Origin of the sequence: Fodinibius sp. SL11 (genome assembly GCF_052060035.1) — a bacterium.
In the GTDB taxonomy this organism is placed as follows: Bacteria; Bacteroidota; Rhodothermia; order Balneolales; family Balneolaceae; genus Fodinibius.
The window spans coordinates 16,779-34,764 of sequence record NZ_JBPOEA010000017.1; the positions used below are offsets into that span (position 1 = coordinate 16,779).

Sequence of the window (17,986 nt, forward strand, 5' to 3'; positions counted from 1 at the left end):
TAGGAACATAGGAACATAAAAATACGGGATTTCTCAGCAAATTACGCATACCTTAATATTTTAGGTTTTTAACCCTATTTATTGTTGCTATGGTTGCACTTCTTTGGAGCTGTTGTTTATCCCTACTCTCTTGGCTTTGGTAGGATTAAAGAGGTTGGCAATCACCAGTGAATAAAGAAATACCGATACTACAATAGGCTACAAGCAAAGAGTGAAATAACGCAATGGTACGGTATGCCAGATGTCATTTTATCCGCTTAAAATGGAAATTTGAGAACGGCTTTTTCTGTGAAGGTATTTTTTTATCGTATTTTAGGCTTATCAACTTGTTAAACCAGAAAAACGCTTCAATTCTTTTAATCTGTTCTCCAGTTTATCCTCCCACCCTGACAGTGTGTTGTCTGCACACCTTTCAATGAACTCCTTGCGAACTGTTTCATCCTTTGCAATAGAAATGCATTTTTCAATTCGATCAGGTCGAGACATTTGGGGATCTAATCGATATTGATTGAGGTATATCTCAATTGTTTTCGGTTGATATGAACTTGCTTTCTTCTTAGTGATGTTTTTTGCGATTTCTCTTATCAATGAAGGAACCTGAACGGAATACTTCTTTTCTACCTCTGAGAGAGGACTCAGTTTTAAATTATCTTCATAGTTTTTATTTCCAATTTGAGTAAGAATTCTCTGTAGTACCTGACTCCTAATATAGGCATTATGACTCTTGACACTTTCCAAGATCAAAAGTTGTAAATCATCAAAAGTGAGTCCATTCTCATTAACATCATCACCAACTATTTGTTGAACTTCCTGATATTGTGCCTTTATGCTATCCAATATGGAACCATCGGCAAATCCCTTCTTGAGTGCTGTAATAAACACATGCAAATATGCTATTAATAAATTAGTTTGCCCTTTTAAACTGTCATCAAATTCCTCCGGATCTACAAACCTGAACTCATAGGGTGGGTCTTCTAATTCTTCAACTTTAAACCCGGTATAGGAGCATAAAGCTTCTTTGAGGCTTAATAAGTAGCTATCTATGATCCTATCATGAAATTGAGCAAGTTCTTCACTGTCTCTCTTACGGTCCCCTAAAACTGACGTAAATCTAATGCGCTCTATTTTTTTGCCGAGACTATTATAGCTCCCAAGATAAGTACTGCGAATCTCCTCTCTGGCAATAATCTCTTTTAAATATTTTTCCAAAGAGACTAATTCTAATTTCATAAGTCGTATGAGTTTTATACAGATGTTCAGCAGGTGCCAAACATCTGCATAATCTCATACCATAACAAGAGATTTTATTAGTAGGCATCGGATTATGACACCAGTAACTTCCTACTCAACAGAAGCTGTTTCTTCAGTCCTTTCTTCCATCCACTCTTCTATTTGACTACGTCGCCAACCGACAGCACGTTTCCCTATTTTTACTTTCGGTGGTAGATCGCCTTCGTTTATCATTCGATAGAGCGTTGGTATTGAAATACTGAGTAAGTCAGCCAGTTGCTTAGGTCGTATGAGTTCTAAATCATCCATGGTCTTGAGTGTTTATTGGTTTTCAATTGCACTCAAAACTTATCGGGGATAACTGTAGGATCATTTCAGTTTGTTTGTGAAAATTCACTGAAAATTTACCGAAATTTTTCACTACCCCTCATTTCCAGTTCGTAGGTTACGGGCAGAAGAAATATGAGTGATCTTAGCTCCGGTTTTTTCAGCCTTATCTTCACTTTGATCACCTTGGTATTCCTGGAGGATCTCCTTTAACCTACGGCCCCATTTATTCATAGCTTCCCGTTTTTCCTCAATATAACTATGGCGATCATAGATAGCTGTAACCTGCGAATCCCCTGACAAACCTTTATGATTAAGAATCTTGCCCAATACCGTTCTATCAACTTTCAACTTGGCAAGATTGGTTGCAAAAGTACGTCGCAAATCATGGGGGCGGAAATCTTCTATATTCGAATGCTTCTGAATAGTCTCTTTGGCTCTTTTAATAGACTCCAATGGTTCGTTATCCCTCACCGGTGATTCGAATACATAATCACTATCTCCTGATCTTGAACGCTGATTTTGTATTATTTCCTGCGCAAAATCAGAAAGAACTACTTGATGTACTTGCTTATTTTTAGTCATATCCGGTGATATCGTCCATATATCCCCTTTTATATCATTCCACTTCATATGCATGGTTTCGGTTTTGCGCTGACCGGTGATAAGCAACATTTTGAAAACTGAAGGTGTTGGAGCCTCCCAATCCTCAAAATAGTTCCAAAGCTCTCTAATTTCCTCATCCGAGTAGTAACGATCTCTTTTCTTTTCCCCCTCCGGATATTTTGAGGTTTGTCGAACAGGATTGTTTTTAACTAATCCCCGCTCAATACCAAAGTTGAAAATCCTGGACAGCCGTGTTCGTATGCTGTTGGCCATTCTGGGAGCAGGATCTGAATCACCTTTACCATATGCTTTATCATCCAATATATCGATTATTAAGTGCTTACCAATCTCGTCAATAGGATATTCACCCAATTTTGGAACGAGTTCTACATCTACAATTCGTATGTACTCCTTCCGAGTGTTCTCACTTTTATGAGGCACTTCCTTTTCCTTGTATTCCTTGGCCAGCTCACTAAATCTTATTACCTCTTTCTTATATTTACGCTTATCCTTCTCGGCTTGAGGATCAATTCCATCGTTAACTTTAACTCGTAGTTTCTGAACTTTTTTCCGAGCATCTGCAAGCCCAATTCCCGGAAACTCTCCAATTGTATAGCGTTTATTCTTTTCTCGAAATCGATATCTATAGCAAAAGGTTTTCGTGCCGGCTTTAGAATGGCGTAGCATGAGACCCCGCTCTACTTTGTCATAATATTCGATGGGTTGCTCCGGGTTATCTAAACCAGAAATCATGTTATGATCTAATCTTACTTTTGGCATAATGAATGTATTTAGGTTTATGTTATCCAACTTGTGCATTTGGGTAACATTTGGGTAACAAACTTATGAGAAGTTACGATAACTTCTGTTATCTAATTTAATCGCTAAACCGTTGAGTCGCAACGGTTTAGGCAACCTAAATACAAGTTTTGAGAAATGCCAATAATACCTCAAAATAAATCTGTCACGCAGGAGGTCGCGAGTTCGAGTCTCGTCCGGATCGCTTTTCATAAACCCCTGACTTTCAAAGAGTTAGGGGTTTTTTTATAGGATTAAAAAAAATCAAAATTTCTTCAAAAACCCCTCTCGGGGTAACATCGGGGTAACAACTCAAGGGGTAGTAAAGAGAATTTCCGATAAAATTAATCGTCACTTTCTCGCAGTTTCCACACCCACCATTAATAAAATCTCTCCAACTTGGGTGAAGCATGCTCTTCAATTTTTAATCTTATACTAATGAAGTACTAAGATAATTGAATGTATTCTCTAGCGATATAAATCGTTTTTGATACTCTAAACTTAGCAACTCATTGGGAAGCAGATGATCAAACTTCTCCTTCTCTTTATTTTTAACATTTTCAACTAGTTTGATCGGATCAGGTTTATCTGATTTCAGTATATGTTCAAGTGCACTCTTAAGATTCTCTTCACTACAATCTCGAGCGAGAATAGCAGTATTTTCTATAGCAACATTTAGTCCAGCATTTTTAAGTAAAAGCATAAGGGTATTTTGAATAACACTACCTTTCCAAACAAACATTAAGGTGTCATTTCCAAATTCTAAGAAGCTTGTTTCCAATAGGTTAAAAACATCAAAATACTTTCGACCCTCTTTTAGTAACTCTTTCCCTTGTTTATTTAAATATGGGGGCTGCAAACCAAAAGTATAGATCTCGAACATTTTTTCCCGTATTTCATCTTCAATCATAATCCCACTTCCCCCAAATGAGGGTGGTTTCCCTCCGCTGGATTGATCTAAAAAGACTACCTTTTTGTCTTCATCAACAGATTTGATAACCCATCTTTTCCCCGCAAAAATTATATAAGTTCCTTCCACTAATGGAAACACAATGGGAATTGTACCAAGTGACTTGCCATTAGCGATAATCTTATATTCTTCAGGAGTGTTAAATGCCGCATAAAACGAATAGTGGCCAACGATATGTTCTCCCTTTAATCCCAAAGTCAACGTTTTATCATTTGCCTGGGTGATAAGATCCTCTTCACCAAGCTTTCTTAGCAACAATGTAAATTGGCTCTTGGTAATGCCATCAAATGGCCCCTTTTCAAAAAGGATAGTCCAGGCTTCATTAGCTCTCACACCACCATATTGAGCAATCAAAGAAAGTAACTGGTGGATCAAAGTAGACAGATGGACTCGCGATAAAGAAGGAGGTTCAATCCATTTATTAATTAAAAGCTCCACCATTGCAATAGATTGAACCAGCTCTGTTCTAAGTTGGTCTTGGGGAGGAGTTCGGTCGGTAATTTCTTGTTCTTTGATATAGAGTCTCATTATGGCCGGATTACCTCTACGTCCTGACCTACCAAGTCGCTGCCTCATACTAGCAACTGACGGTGGGGCACCGATTTGAGCAATGCTTTCCACCGTACCAATATCTATCCCCATTTCTAATGTACTTGTACATACAGCGGTACTAGGCCGATTTGTCTTTTTTAATTCTCCTTCAATTGTTTCTCTCAAATTCTTGGACAAACTCCCATGATGCGGCCAAAATTCATTAGGTACTTTCTCATCTTCACTAAATTGCCTCAATTTATCAGCATATTTCTCAACATTCATTCTGCTGTTAGCAAAGACAAGATTATCTTGGCCCCTTAAGGTTTTAAATAAATGCTTGGATATCTCATAATCTGCATATCCACTATCCTCTTCCTGAAGATCGTCTGAATCATTATCTAAATTTGGAGGTTGATCTAAATATCCTCTCAATTGAAGCCTTAGATCTGTCCCCAACGATTTGGACTCTATATATGAGATTGTCTCTGGGGAAGCTTCTCTCAAAAACTTTTTAGCTAAGCTCTCATCTCCGATAGTGGCACTTAAACCGATTCTTGTTATGGATTTATCTAACGTTAATTCTAAACGGCTTAGAAGGGATTTAAGATGCCTACCCCTTTCATTTCCTATAAATGAATGTAGCTCGTCGATTATTACATAGTTTAAATCGCCAAAGATTTTTTTGAGTTCTGTTCCATGGTTAACAAAAAGAGATTCTAATGATTCAGGAGTAATTAACAGTACTCCTGACGGTTCTTTTAGTAACTTTTTCTTCTTACTCCTGCTTATATCACCATGCCATGGCGTGATCTGTATATGTGCTTCTTTTGCTATTTCTGAAAATCGTCGGTACTGATCATTTATAAGTGCTTTTAACGGACCTATATATAGCCCATAAACACCATTTTCATTGTTGGATATCGCATTTGATAGAATTGGGAGGATAGCAGCTTCTGTTTTTCCACTGGCTGTTGCCGAAGCAATGATAACATCATTCTCTCCCTCGATGATAGTAGGTATAGCATCTTCTTGAATATCCCGGAGCTGATCCCATTGCTCCTTCCAAATCCATTTCTGAATTTTTCGATCTAGTAGTTCAAATGCTTCTGAAGCTTGTTCTGAGTTACTCATAGTTTAAAGCTCAAAAGATGATAGTTCATCATCACTATCAACTTCGTCGTTATCCAAATCTGTCATATTTGGCCCCTGATCTTCTTCTATCTCCACACTACCTATAAGTTGCTCCCAATGTATATCAGAATTTTGTTCTAAGACCGAAAGCATATCAACAAAGGAACGAATCGTATTTCGAGGAGTACGGAAGTAAGCTTCTCCAATTTTCTCATTGCAATGCCGCATAAACTGTTCAATCGCCTCATCAGGAATCAGATAATCTTCTTCGTTCCCAGAAGCAAATACATTTCTAATATTTCTTAGAAGCACGTAAATATCTTCAGCTTGTAAATTATCCAATCTGATAATTGGACCACTTAAGTCACGTACACCAGCCTGTGAAGCAAATCTATTTTCTGCCAACCGTGTTTGAAGGGCTTCATAGCTGTATAAACCTTTTCGCGTATCCATCAAAAATTCCGGGGTCCCGCACATTAAGAATCCAATACCCTCGACACTACCCTGGAGCGAATCATTTACTATTCTTAAGATTTGTTCATAGTTATTTCTTCGGGCAATTCCACTATTCAGCTTATAGAGATTTACCATTTCATCTATCCCAACAAGAAGCCCTTCATATCCCGCAAGGCGGACAAACTTAGCCAACAACTTTAGATGATCATACACGCTGCTATCATCGATATAGGTCCTAACACCTAGTGCCTTCTTTGCATCTGTCTTTGTTGTATATTCGGCACGTAACCATCGAATAGCATTGCTTTTCAACTCTTCGTTGCCAGAATCATGCCCTTCCCAGTAAGAGGCAATTACATCTGCAAAATCATATCCTCCAACCATTTCTTTAATCTTCTCAAGCTTGGAATGAATAATATTTTCAACAGTATCATCCGATTTCCTGGCTTCATTTAAAGCAGTGCTAATAAATTTTTCTACCACACTTGATAGGGCATTTCCATCGGGCTTCGTCCGAGTTGCCATATTTTTCATCAACTCAGCATATAAGTTCCTGGCTTGTCCACCGGTAGCATGAACTCGTCGATCCGGGGCTAAGTCAGCATGTACAGTTACTAACTTCTTCTCATGAGCAATGGATCTAATTAAATGCAGGAAAAAGGTTTTCCCCGAGCCGTACTCCCCAATTATAAACCTAATTGAAGATCCTCCGTCCTGAATGCGATCAATATCTTCAAGCAACGCTTTTACTTCCTCAGCTCTTCCCACTTGAATATGTTGTAATCCAATATTGGGTACAACTCCCGCTCTTAAGGATTGTAGAATAGTGTCACGCTCTCTTCTTCTTATTTTCTTGCTCATAATTTTATGTCTTTAGCTATTTCTGTATTTATTTCGATTTCTTCAAAATCTAATATCAGCGCATCATCATACTCTTCAAAAGCTTTATCATTAATAACCTCCTTTGCACCTCCGGGGAAAAGATTCAACTCAGAACAAATATTTTCAAACTCCATCTGTGTCCATTCGTCCTTCTCTAAAAGCTTAACAACTAATTCTGAATGCAATTCATCCAATCCTAAAATCGTCTTCTCCATACTATCTTCTGACTTATTTACTTCTGGTTCATCCTCTTCTTCCTCAAAAATGTCAGTTAATATTGATTGTACCTCATCGGTTTTTCGTAGCGTCTCATTTATACGATCCTGATCTAGCTTTTGAGTATCGTTTTCTTTCTCTTCCAGTTTTTGATCTGGAATAGAATACCCTTCATGCTCTTCTCCCTTCATCACAAGTACAGGATCATCATCTGCTGCCTGTTGAGAGTGGATATCGTGATATATTTGATCTGGATCCAGATCAAATATATCTGCAGTCTTCTGGAGTAGTTTTACTTCTTCCGGATCAATATAACCATCTGCATTGGCCACTTTAATTAAAAAGTCTAGAATAGACTTTCTTTTATCCATTTTAAGATCAGAGATCTTCTTTTTAATACCCCGCACTCCCGGATTTTCTTCTTTTAACCAAAATAGATAGGCATTCAGTCTCTTCTTTTCTGCCTCAGAAAGCTGGAATAGATTTTCAATATACTCATCTAAATATCTCTCTTCTTCCTCTGAAAAAGTCCCATCGGCCAAGCCAACAACTGTAGTCAGCTGTAAAATTAAAAGGGCTAGCTTATACTCTTTAGAAGGAGCTTTAGGATAATTATCTGGGTCAATCTTAAAGAATACAACATTACTATCTCTCTCAAACTTCGCACTACCAAAACGCAAATCAGGCTCTATTCCATAACCAAGCTTAAAAAAGAACTGTGCTATTTCTATGGATTCTTTTTTTCGATACTTATTAACCCCTTTAATATCCCAGTAGTTAGTAAAATTGTTGGTGGAGACTAACGTGTATTCTTGGTTATCTAACTCTTCTTTAAGCTCATTAACAAAACCCTGAAGATCGGAACTTAAGTAATCCTTTATAATTTCTTGCGGCAAATTAGAAATGGCTTCTGCACTTTTTTCATCACCTGGATTTCGCCCTAAATGGCGACTGTAAGGGTCTAATTTGTCCGTACATTCATCGATAAGTTTTCGGAATTTATTTACATACTTATTTTTCTGATGGTTGAATTCCGGAAGATTGGTGTCAATACTAATACCCCCATTAAAGCTACTACTAGCAGGTTTGTACCTAAAAGTAAGTGTATCTTTATAGTCCTCTAATATTACCCCCTCATCAAATTTGTCATGATATTTGATTCGGAAAAGATCTTGGAACTTCTCCTTACATCTTTGGGCAGGGGTATTTAACATGCTAGACTTAACAGCCCATTTTAATGCCCAGTCTGGAGGTAATGGCTTTTCTTCTAAAGCATAATAGGCTAACCCTTTTTTGAAATTTAAATCATATCTGCGACTATAAGATCCGTTGTTGTAATATTCATTGAATTTTAGATTCTCATTATCCAAAGCTGTTGACAGATCCTTTTGATTATTATCAAATAATTGGAAAAGATCTAGGAGTTGAGAAGCATAGCGGTTGAAAGAATTATTTGAGCCATAAATGTCTAGCAGCCTTCGTATTTCCGCCTTAATTAATTCTACTTCATGTTGACTATTTTCTTCATTACCACCACCTAAATCATAAAGGAGTCTCCTTTCTAAGCCATAATAATATAGAAAAACGTATCCTATAGGAGTGCCTGGATCTTTTTTCCCATCTGCCAACCATTCCAAATATGCTGCTCTAGCACTTGGGTCAAGCCTAGAATAAGAAGGCCAGTAGGTCAAAGTAGAACCAGTATAATCTGGATTCCTTTTATTTAGAGAAAGCTTAGGATTTATAAGTGAGGGCTCAACGTTAGATCCATACTGTTGAGCAACTGAAGCAAGGTTCGTCCCTACGTATATATGACCTTCAGACAAACCGTAACCGTTTATTTTTACGGTCTTACTCTTTGGTATCCAAAACTTTTCTGAATTATCAGAAAGTTGTTTTTGGCGCCTATATTGCCTTGATCGGCTTGACTGCTTTTTTGTGCTTGTAGCTTTATTTCCACTCCCTTTAGATAATGAGCCAATAATAAGAAGGGCTATAACAAATAGTACAAAAATGATGAATCCCATATACCAACGGTTATTTAAGCTATTTCACAAGTTTAGTTCCTCACTACGGGTTTTGTATTGTATCTATTGAATAGGCAAGGTGCAACTTTACTCCAATAGGCACGAATTCAACAATTGCCGTGCTTGATTCTGATATCGATCATTGATCCTCCCTGGATAACTCCGGCACTACTATTTTATATTTTTTATTAAGCTTACCGCCTTTCAATATTTCCCTTTTACCTTTCCCAAAATCTATTTTTGTAGAATCTATTCTTTTGAGCCAACTATGTTGATGATGTTCGGCCATATACATAAACAATCTCTTTACTCGTATGGAATTACACGCTTCGAGTAAAAACTGTAGTGCATTTGGGCGTAAAGACACAAGCCCCTCAATGATATAATTAGCCTCATCAAAGCCTTCATGCCTCGGCACATCATAAAGATACTCCAAAATCGCTCGTTCAGCAGATGATATTCGGACTTCTACCTCTTGCACTGTTGCATCAGAAAGCGCATTTACTTCGTTTGAAAAAAGAGTAACAGACCGTATATCTAATTGGCTCTTCCACTTATCATAACTCTTAAACCACGACGGTAGCCTGACTTCAGGTGTTTTCCATAATATTACCTTGTCACGAGTAGCCATTTTGATATAATGGCCATAACCCTGCAACTCTAATGCTGTTTTACCTCCGACATATACAGGAAGTTTTTCAAGCTCCTGCAAGGCATATAAGGCGCCTGGCCACGATATTTCATCGCCCTTCCTTTTATATGCTCCTTGACCTAGCCGTTCTAACCATCCACTTTTTTTATAGTTATCAACGGATTGTCGAGATATGCCCTGACTCTTTAACCAGCTAGTGGTTATAACAGTACCTTGAGGCCACTTTTGTAATATTTGGTTTATTTTTTTCAATATTTGTCAATAATATATAGACAAATATTAACTTTTTTAAACTGATTAGCCTATGTTCATAAATTTATCTTGTTCATGAAACGTGAACAGTAATTAAAAATGAACAAGAGAATTTGGAATTCAACTATGTGCTATTGTTTCTGCATAAGGTCGAATCACATTTTGTACTCTACATATCTTAGCAAATTTATCAATCTCATTAAATGAAGTTTTATTCTCTCTGATCCCATCTTTTAAAGCTTCTATCGCTACATCAAGACCAATCTTATTCCGGAATTTAAAACAATCAGCGATGGTCTTAGCCGGGTTATATACCTGAATATCTATACCATCTATCTCATGGGTTTCTACGCCTTCGGTAAAACTATCTCCTGAAAACCTGTGAACCTTAATTGGAGGATGATCTAGCTTGGGGTTTCTCCTGGTTCTAGAAATAGCTATATGAATTCTATGAGGAAGTTGCGTTGTCATATCATGAAAGTGCAGTGCTGAAATCAGGCATATCGTGGCCGCCGGAATTTTCGTACCAATAATAACCAGATCCGGATTGGACAACGACTTAGTTGCACTAATTTTATATACTCCCCGTTCAAGCTTATCCAGATATCCATGGTCGCGCATCCAATAAAGAGTTTGACTGTGAACACCTTCTTCAAGTGCTTCCGAAGTACGCATAATTCCCCCGTGATTTTCAAACACGGAAAGCGCTTCTTTTATCTTTTCGTTGGATACAGACATAATTATAATTTAGCATACATTTATAAATAAGTGTATGCGATTTTATCTACATAAAAACTACTGGAATCAATTCTAAACAACTAATTTCTCACCCTAATTAGCCTAATTAGGCCTAATTTAGGTTATTTTATTAACTTAGTTAATAACTTAGATGATTTTTATCGGAATTTTTCGTATGTTCTATCTATATGGAACCACAAGAAATAAACCAATTACGAGAACGATTAGGATGGAGTTTAGCTAAATTTGGTCGCTATTTTGGCGTTACCGCACAAGCTGTTCTTAAATGGGAACGGGGGACGGCCCAGCCGAATGATTTTGCTCTAGCTACAATGATCCAGCTAAGAACAAGATTAAATGCAGTTGAGGGGGAACAACAAAAACAACAATTCATAAATGGACTGAAAAGCGCACTTCTTACCGGAGGTATTGTTGCCTTATTAGCCTATTTGTTTAACCAGAATGAATAACTATGGAAATCCAATCTACTAATAATACCTCTCTTACGGACAATTTTATATTCTTAAATGGGAAACAGTTAGCCGAAGTGTTAGATGTTGCAGCCCCTTCTCTTTCTGAAGCTGTTAAAAAGAGATACAATTGCGGGGGATACCCTGTATATGAATGGGCCGTTGAAACAGATACCGGTCGCATTAAAGGATATGACGTACCAGGGTTTTTGGTTTCCGGAGAACATCAAAAACCTGAAAAACGAACTAATCCTGAGGATTCCCTCCCAAATAAGCCTAAAATTAGCCCTAATAAGGGTAAAAAAAGTACAACTAAGCCGGAGCAGATCATCAATAATTATTCCCTCTTGCCGGAAGGAGAAGACTACGTCCGCCCCGCAGGGATGGTTACGCTACCGTTGGTACTCAAAAAAGCACTTGATCAAGATACACCGCAAAGTCGCGCCGTTATTGGAGCTATCATAGCCATGTTGGGTGCAATTACCGGACATGCTGTTTCTAATAACACTACGGGAGCAGGGGTTGGGGCTATGGCCGGATTTGGAATAGCTCTTTATATGTATAAGTATTCTAAGCCAGTTAACAACTTTAGCTACCAGCCTGCATTAGCTCAATCAGTTAATAACCAAATGTTGTTAAAAGGCTACTCAGAAAGTTCTAATCAGTCAGGTTTTTTGCCCAATTAGGATTTTTTTGTAAGGATTGTACCCTATTACGGTCTTACTAATAAATATCTCTAATAAGCTGGTATTTATATGGCAAGATATTACGTTCATACCAAAAAAGATGATGATGGCGATCACGAAGTGCATGATTCGAATTGTTCTTGGCTACCAAAACCAAGCCACAGGGTAGATTTGGGTTACCACACCCGTTGTTCTTCGGCTGTTAAAAAAGCAGAACGTAAGGGATATCAACCTGCAAATGGCTGCGCCCATTGTTCTGAAGATTGTCATACTTCTTAAATACCGGAAGAAGTAGAAAATAAATAGCTAAACATTTCTTAAGTATCGGGAAGCATTTTGGGGGGTGCTTTTTCAGCTTTTCCCGGATTAAATCTTACCAGAAAATTTTAATAAGACGCCTCACTTGCTTTTGGATGTTTCCCGTATTACTTCTTAAACATAAATTTCTGTGTGCCATCAAATCATTAATTAATAAGCAAAAATCTTATTTCCGCGCAAAAAGGAATAAGGTGATGAGCTACTTAATACTATTAACAAATTCCAAAAGACGCAGGTGTAAATAGTAACAAAATCTATTTATTATGTCATTAAAAGACTTATTTAACATATCAAGAAAAGATCTTGAATCGATTGAAGGTCATTATTTTCAATGGGAGTCAGGTCCGTATGATGATGAAACCGTAAGAAATGGGAAGGACGGTAATAACCTAAATAAGCGACAGGGCTATGAAGTATTGAGCTATGTCAATGATTATTGCAATCAATCAGTAATCATCAAAAAAGACGATCGGCTAGCTGTAGCAAGGAAAATACTTAATGATGCTCCAAGCGATGTGAGTACGTTTGATGAATATGATAAGTGGTTGGATCAGTTTGATTTTGGGGTGTAACTATTAAGCTAAACACTATTCTTTATGGGAAAATATGAATGGGATTATCAAAAGGGGATTATCCCTGAAATATCACAACACAGCATCACAAAGCATGATGTAATTGCCAAATATGTTGAGGTTTACTTAAAAATTGTTGGGGGACATTATCACTCAAAAAAATTAACAATAAATCTAGTTGATGGTTTTTCTGGTGGAGGCCTTTACACTAGAGAAGATGGAAATCAACACTGGGGATCTCCATTAATTTTAATGAATAAAGTACAAGAAGTTGAAGCTTTTTTGGACGTTTCTAAAAAAAAGGGCTTCAAAATAAATCCCAAATTTTATTTCATTGAAAAATGATCTTAAAGCAAAACAATTTTTGAAGTCTTTTATCAAAAATGATTTTGAGACACCTTACAAAATTGATAATGAAATAATAATAAGACGGTCAAAGTTCGGATCAGAATTAGATGATATAATTTCAGACATAAAAAAAAGAAAAGGAAGATCACGTAGAACAATTTTTCTTCTTGATCAATATGGATACAAAAAAGTACCAGTCGGAACTATTAATTATATTTTTAAAGAATTACCAAATTCGGAAATAATATTGACATTTAATGTTGATTCAATGATCGATTACTTATCAGATCAAGGAGTATCTGAAAAAACATTGGATAATGTTGGGCTTAATTATGACTTAACACAGATCAGGAAAATAAAAGCTGAAAAAAGAAGATGGAAAGCTCTTATTCAATTCGCCCTTTTTGATGATTTTAGAGATAAGAGTTCTGCAAAACATATTTCAAATTTATTTATTAAATCTAGCAATAGTTCTCGTGCATACTGGTTGCTTCATTTTTCAATGAAAGAAATAGCAAAAAATGAAATGGAAAAAATTCATTGGGAATATCGTAATCATTTTTACAGTGAAACCGATAAAGGTTTGCGTGTATTTTCAGCATATGATCCTAAAAAGGATTTAAAACATACAGGACAGGAAGAATTTTCCTTTGATTATAACGATAAGATAGAAAGTGAAGAGCAATTAATTTTTCAAATTCCTAAATATTTATCCTATGATAAGATTACTGCCCACAAGTTTTATTTGAGGGAAATGGATGATACACCAGCTACAAAAGAAATGATCTATGATGCAATAATGCAGCTTTATAGGCTTAAGCAAATAAAAATCACAACAAATTCTGGTAGAAAAAAGCGAACAGATGTTAGTTTAAATGATGATGATCTCATTTGTCGTGAAAAACAAACAATTATCAATTTTTAAAAAATAATAAAATGTCTAAATCCAAGATTGAGTGGACCGAAGAAACCTGGAACCCTACCACGGGTTGCAACAAAGTTTCCCAAGGCTGTAAGAATTGTTATGCTGAGCGTATGTCAAAGCGCCTTAAAGCTATGGGGGTGGAGAAATATCAAGATGAATTTGCATTCCGTATGCATGAAGATGCGTTATATCAACCCCATGCATGGAGTGGGTCCAGATTGGTATTTGTAAATTCGATGTCCGACTTATTCCATGAAGAAGCTACTCTAGAATTCATTCAAAAAGTATTTAAAGTAATGGCTGATACCCCGCAACATACTTATCAGCTTTTAACGAAGCGGCCAGAACGGGTAATTGAATTAAACAGTGAGCTAAACTGGAAAAGTAATATTTGGATGGGGACTTCTGTTGAGCGTGATGATGTTAAACACCGAATAGATTTATTACGCCAGTGCGATGCGCATATAAAATTCCTATCTGTTGAACCGCTTATTGGTCCAATACATAATATTAACCTTGATGGGATCGATTGGGTAATTGTTGGCGGAGAATCTGGACCTGGCGCACGACCTCTCAAAAAAGAATGGGTTGTTGAAATTAAAAATGCATGCTTAGATGCCAACGTCCCTTTCTTTTTCAAACAGTGGGGAAAATCTGAATTCAATGTCAATGATGAAGATCCAACTAAGTCAAAAGATCATCCGCAGCATGCTAAAGGTGGCTGTCAATTAGAAGGACAAGTCTATCGACAAATGCCAGCATAAGAATATTCAATTAAATATATCATGAGAGAATTAGAAAATATTATTTCAAGCAACTTATTTTTTGAAGATTTGTACAATGACCCGAGGCTTAAATATTCCTTTCAGATAGTACCCGCACTAAATTATACATTGAAAGCTATTGTAGAGGAAAAATTAGATCAGGAAGAAATAAATAAGTATGACAACCTAGACGTTGATGACTATCTCCAAATTATCATCGATCGCGAATTATTGGATAAGGTCCTGACAGATCAAATTACAAATCTTCTTGAGGTAATTAAGGAAGTTAGACAACTGGGGATTGTTAAAGCTTTGAATAATGAAGGAAAGCTAGAGCAAATCCATCAACATCTTGAAAATGCTGATCAAAATATTCAAGAAACCAAAAATATTATTCAGAATATTAACGTCTATTTTAGTAACTAATGTTTATAGCGTTTACTTTATGATCAATAAATCCTACTACTATGGGACGGCGTTTTGAATCATCCTCACTGGATGAACATCAAATAGAAGAGTTAGAAAACCTTCTGAAAAGTGAAGGATTACCTTCTTTAATTGACTCTTTCGGTAATCGAACGGAGCTTCCCAAACCTATATTTGAGATGCTTTCCGATATTGTCCAGCATGTAAAACAAGGGCACTCAATTTTTATGATCTCGGAGGATGAAACATTTACTACCCAAGCAGCAGCCAACTTTCTGGTAGTTTCAAGGCAGCATTTAGTTGATTTACTTGAAAAAGGAGAGATTGACTTTCACTACGTTGGCACCCACCGCAGAGTATATTTCAGAGATCTTAAGAAGTATGCTGATAAGAGAGATAGGAAACGTAAAGAAACCTTGGACGAACTTTTTGACAAGGTAACGGATACTGGAAAATATAATGCAAGCTATCAGGGTGATGATAGCTGATTCGGGAATTCTTCCCAATAGCCCCTCTTAAAAAATATTTGTCCCTGTGAATAAGCCCATAAAAAACGGCTTCCATATTTCCATTCTAACGCCCGATCGTCTTCAGTAACTTATGATGGCATTAGTCTTTTACCGGCTTAGACATTGATTATTATCTCGATCACCCAGAATATGGAGACCACCAAATAATTTATCGATATAAAGGAGGTTCAAATGAAAAAGATTACTTTCGAACGAAATGAACTCTATGAAAAGGTTTGGGAAAAGCCGGTATCTCATTTGACTGACGAGTTAGAGATAAGCAGTCATAAACTATACAAAGCTTGTGAGGAACTTGACATACCAACACCATCTGCAGGATATTGGGCAAAACTCAGACATGATAAAGAAGTCACTAAACCTGAACTACCTGAATCAGATAAGGAGTCATTTACCTTAACGATTCGTGAAGAAAGTAGAATGCAGAAAGAACAAACTAAACCAACTAAACAAATTTCTGTCTCTAAAAGGCTAACCCAGCCTCACCCTTTAATCAAACAGGCACGCAAGAATATTGACAAAACATCTCTTAACCGTTATAACCGAGTTAGGGGTGGTACACCGTTGGATCTCTCTGTTGGACCTGATAATGTTGAGAGAAGTTTGCGCATACTAGACGCACTATTAAAAGAGATAGAAGAACAAGGCTATAACCTGACGACGAAAAGGAAGAATAAATCCTACTGGATGTTAATCGGCAACGGACAAGACGAGGTCTATTTTCAATTAAGGGAAAAAGGTAATAGAACTGAAGTCTCTGATGATCAGCGTTGGCCAGAATATGAATATACACCTATAGGAGAACTGCAACTGGCATTATTTAGAGAAACCTATGATCGGACGGGAAAAGTGTTATCAGATACAAAATCCAAGAAATTAGAAGATCGATTAGGTGAATTCTTTATAAAGCTTGAGCAGGTCATGGAACAAGTAAAAAAGAGGCGTTTAGAACGAGAAGAATATCACCGAAAGCAAAGGAAAAAGAGAGAAATTAAAGAGGCAGCAAAAGAGCGACGAAATGAGGAAAAACAACGCCGAAACAAACTTAAAAAACGAGCAACCACCTTTACCAAATCACAATATATTTATGACTTTATAGCTGAAATAGAGAAACAACAAACTAAACTGGATCTAACCAGAGAAGAGGAACTGAAATTTAAAGCATGGATTATGTGGGCCACGAATCATGCTGATCGCCTGAATCCAGTTAAGCAAACAGTTAATGAGATCTTGAAATGAACAAAATGTTTCCCTTTGACAACAAATGACAATGTTTGGGACAAGTTGGGACGTTTCTGGATAGAATGGGATTTTGCATCCCTCCTTGCTAAACTTCAATTTAACCAATAACACATAAAACAATTCATCCCATTTTTCTCTGACTCAACCATTCTTCAATATCTGTCCTCAACCAGCCAACTGCATTATTAGAGATTTTAATCTTAGGTGGTAGTTGCCCCTCATCTTGCATTTTATATAAAGTGGATATGCTTATTGAAAGCATATTAGCCAGTTCCTTGGGCCTTATTATTTTGCTTTCTGGTTGACTGCTATCTTTGGTTTCATGACGATTTTTAGATTTAGGAGTAATAGCATTCGAAATTTCTTCTTTGAAGTCTTCGAGTTCTTCTCGAATAGCAGCTTCCACTGATTGTTTTATGATTTTCGTTAAATAGGATTCTAAATTCATTTTGAGTTCTCTTTTTAGGATTGCAGTTACTAAAACTAGCTATCAATATGATGTTATATTTTATTTAAAAAATTGAACTCGAAATGAGAAACTTTTTTTGATATGTACCAATCGTTTTGTTGCCCATAGGCTTCCCTGAAAGTATGGCAACACTTCTCTTAGTTATCAAAAAAGCATTGGAAAAGGATACTCCTCAAAGTTGTGCTGTAGTAACTGGTGGTTTAGTTGGCATCGATGCTGTCATTGGGCATGCAACTACTAAAAATCCGATAGATATATTAATAGGAGCTGCAGCAGGTTGGGTTTCTCTTATAAGTACTTTCGTTCCGTCAAACGGAATGACCTTAAAAGGTGAATCTTCAGCCAAGCAGTTTGTCCCGAAAACCTCAAAAAGCTATGCCCAATCGGGCAATCAATCTGGATATCTAGTTAATTAGTGTC

General features: G+C 36.8%; 19 protein-coding genes. 10 read left to right on the top strand and 9 right to left on the bottom strand.

Annotated features, from left to right (window positions below):
• Positions 1-321: 321 nt before the first annotated feature.
• From ACQ76V_RS14035 to ACQ76V_RS14070, 8 genes are all read right to left on the bottom strand, one after another.
• Entirely contained in the window at positions 322-1,230 is a 909-nt protein-coding gene (locus tag ACQ76V_RS14035) for a hypothetical protein (RefSeq protein ID WP_441001138.1), read from the bottom strand.
• Between the two features lie 111 nt (positions 1,231-1,341).
• Complete coding sequence (locus ACQ76V_RS14040) at positions 1,342-1,539, bottom strand: helix-turn-helix transcriptional regulator (RefSeq protein ID WP_441001139.1); 198 nt, start codon at positions 1,537-1,539, stop codon at positions 1,342-1,344.
• A gap of 111 nt (positions 1,540-1,650) precedes the next feature.
• Complete coding sequence (locus ACQ76V_RS14045) at positions 1,651-2,943, bottom strand: tyrosine-type recombinase/integrase (RefSeq protein ID WP_441001140.1); 1,293 nt, start codon at positions 2,941-2,943, stop codon at positions 1,651-1,653.
• A gap of 448 nt (positions 2,944-3,391) precedes the next feature.
• The gene (locus tag ACQ76V_RS14050) at positions 3,392-5,596 is read right to left on the bottom strand and encodes a DEAD/DEAH box helicase (protein WP_441001141.1); all 2,205 of its coding nucleotides are present in this window, start codon (positions 5,594-5,596) and stop codon (positions 3,392-3,394) included.
• A gap of 3 nt (positions 5,597-5,599) precedes the next feature.
• Complete coding sequence (locus ACQ76V_RS14055; RefSeq protein ID WP_441001174.1) at positions 5,600-6,916, bottom strand: ATP-binding protein; 1,317 nt, start codon at positions 6,914-6,916, stop codon at positions 5,600-5,602.
• The gene (locus tag ACQ76V_RS14060; protein ID WP_441001142.1) at positions 6,910-9,177 is read right to left on the bottom strand and encodes a TerB N-terminal domain-containing protein; all 2,268 of its coding nucleotides are present in this window, start codon (positions 9,175-9,177) and stop codon (positions 6,910-6,912) included. Before ACQ76V_RS14060 ends, ACQ76V_RS14055 begins: the two co-directional genes overlap by 7 nt.
• Positions 9,178-9,316: 139 nt before the next feature.
• Positions 9,317-10,081, bottom strand: coding sequence for a type IV toxin-antitoxin system AbiEi family antitoxin (locus ACQ76V_RS14065; protein WP_441001143.1), 765 nt, complete (start codon positions 10,079-10,081; stop codon positions 9,317-9,319).
• 120 nt (positions 10,082-10,201) lie between these two features.
• Positions 10,202-10,819 (bottom strand): type IV toxin-antitoxin system AbiEi family antitoxin domain-containing protein, encoded by a 618-nt coding sequence (locus tag ACQ76V_RS14070; RefSeq protein ID WP_441001144.1) that lies wholly within the window; start codon positions 10,817-10,819, stop codon positions 10,202-10,204.
• Positions 10,820-11,007: 188 nt separating this feature from the next.
• Here ACQ76V_RS14070 and ACQ76V_RS14075 point away from each other — a divergent pair, with 188 nt between their 5' ends.
• From ACQ76V_RS14075 to ACQ76V_RS14115, 9 genes are all read left to right on the top strand, one after another.
• Positions 11,008-11,289 (top strand): helix-turn-helix domain-containing protein, encoded by a 282-nt coding sequence (locus ACQ76V_RS14075; protein ID WP_441001145.1) that lies wholly within the window; start codon positions 11,008-11,010, stop codon positions 11,287-11,289.
• 2 nt (positions 11,290-11,291) lie between these two features.
• Positions 11,292-11,975: a glycine zipper family protein gene (locus ACQ76V_RS14080; RefSeq protein ID WP_441001146.1), complete on the top strand. Its 684-nt coding sequence runs from the start codon at positions 11,292-11,294 to the stop codon at positions 11,973-11,975.
• 581 nt (positions 11,976-12,556) lie between these two features.
• Complete coding sequence (locus ACQ76V_RS14085) at positions 12,557-12,865, top strand: hypothetical protein (protein WP_441001147.1); 309 nt, start codon at positions 12,557-12,559, stop codon at positions 12,863-12,865.
• Between the two features lie 24 nt (positions 12,866-12,889).
• A complete protein-coding gene (tcmP, locus tag ACQ76V_RS14090; protein WP_441001148.1) occupies positions 12,890-13,210 on the top strand; it encodes a three-Cys-motif partner protein TcmP in 321 nt (106 codons plus the stop codon).
• Positions 13,200-14,138, top strand: a complete 939-nt coding sequence (gene tcmP, locus ACQ76V_RS14095) for a three-Cys-motif partner protein TcmP (RefSeq protein ID WP_441001149.1) — start codon at positions 13,200-13,202, stop codon at positions 14,136-14,138. The genes tcmP (ACQ76V_RS14090) and tcmP (ACQ76V_RS14095) overlap by 11 nt, the downstream gene beginning before the upstream one ends.
• A gap of 11 nt (positions 14,139-14,149) precedes the next feature.
• On the top strand, positions 14,150-14,902 hold the full coding sequence (locus ACQ76V_RS14100; protein WP_441001150.1) for a DUF5131 family protein: 753 nt from the start codon (positions 14,150-14,152) through the stop codon (positions 14,900-14,902).
• Positions 14,903-14,923: 21 nt separating this feature from the next.
• Complete coding sequence (locus tag ACQ76V_RS14105; protein WP_441001151.1) at positions 14,924-15,328, top strand: hypothetical protein; 405 nt, start codon at positions 14,924-14,926, stop codon at positions 15,326-15,328.
• 41 nt (positions 15,329-15,369) lie between these two features.
• Positions 15,370-15,816 (top strand): excisionase family DNA-binding protein, encoded by a 447-nt coding sequence (locus ACQ76V_RS14110; protein WP_441001152.1) that lies wholly within the window; start codon positions 15,370-15,372, stop codon positions 15,814-15,816.
• A 213-nt stretch (positions 15,817-16,029) separates the two neighbouring features.
• Positions 16,030-17,094 (top strand): hypothetical protein, encoded by a 1,065-nt coding sequence (locus ACQ76V_RS14115; RefSeq protein ID WP_441001153.1) that lies wholly within the window; start codon positions 16,030-16,032, stop codon positions 17,092-17,094.
• Positions 17,095-17,218: 124 nt separating this feature from the next.
• On the opposite strand, the gene ACQ76V_RS14120 is transcribed toward ACQ76V_RS14115, so the two are convergent.
• A complete protein-coding gene (locus ACQ76V_RS14120; RefSeq protein ID WP_441001154.1) occupies positions 17,219-17,545 on the bottom strand; it encodes a helix-turn-helix transcriptional regulator in 327 nt (108 codons plus the stop codon).
• Between the two features lie 143 nt (positions 17,546-17,688).
• On the opposite strand from ACQ76V_RS14120, the gene ACQ76V_RS14125 reads away from it, so the two are divergent.
• On the top strand, positions 17,689-17,982 hold the full coding sequence (locus ACQ76V_RS14125) for a hypothetical protein (protein ID WP_441001155.1): 294 nt from the start codon (positions 17,689-17,691) through the stop codon (positions 17,980-17,982).
• The last annotated feature ends 4 nt before the right edge of the window (positions 17,983-17,986 follow it).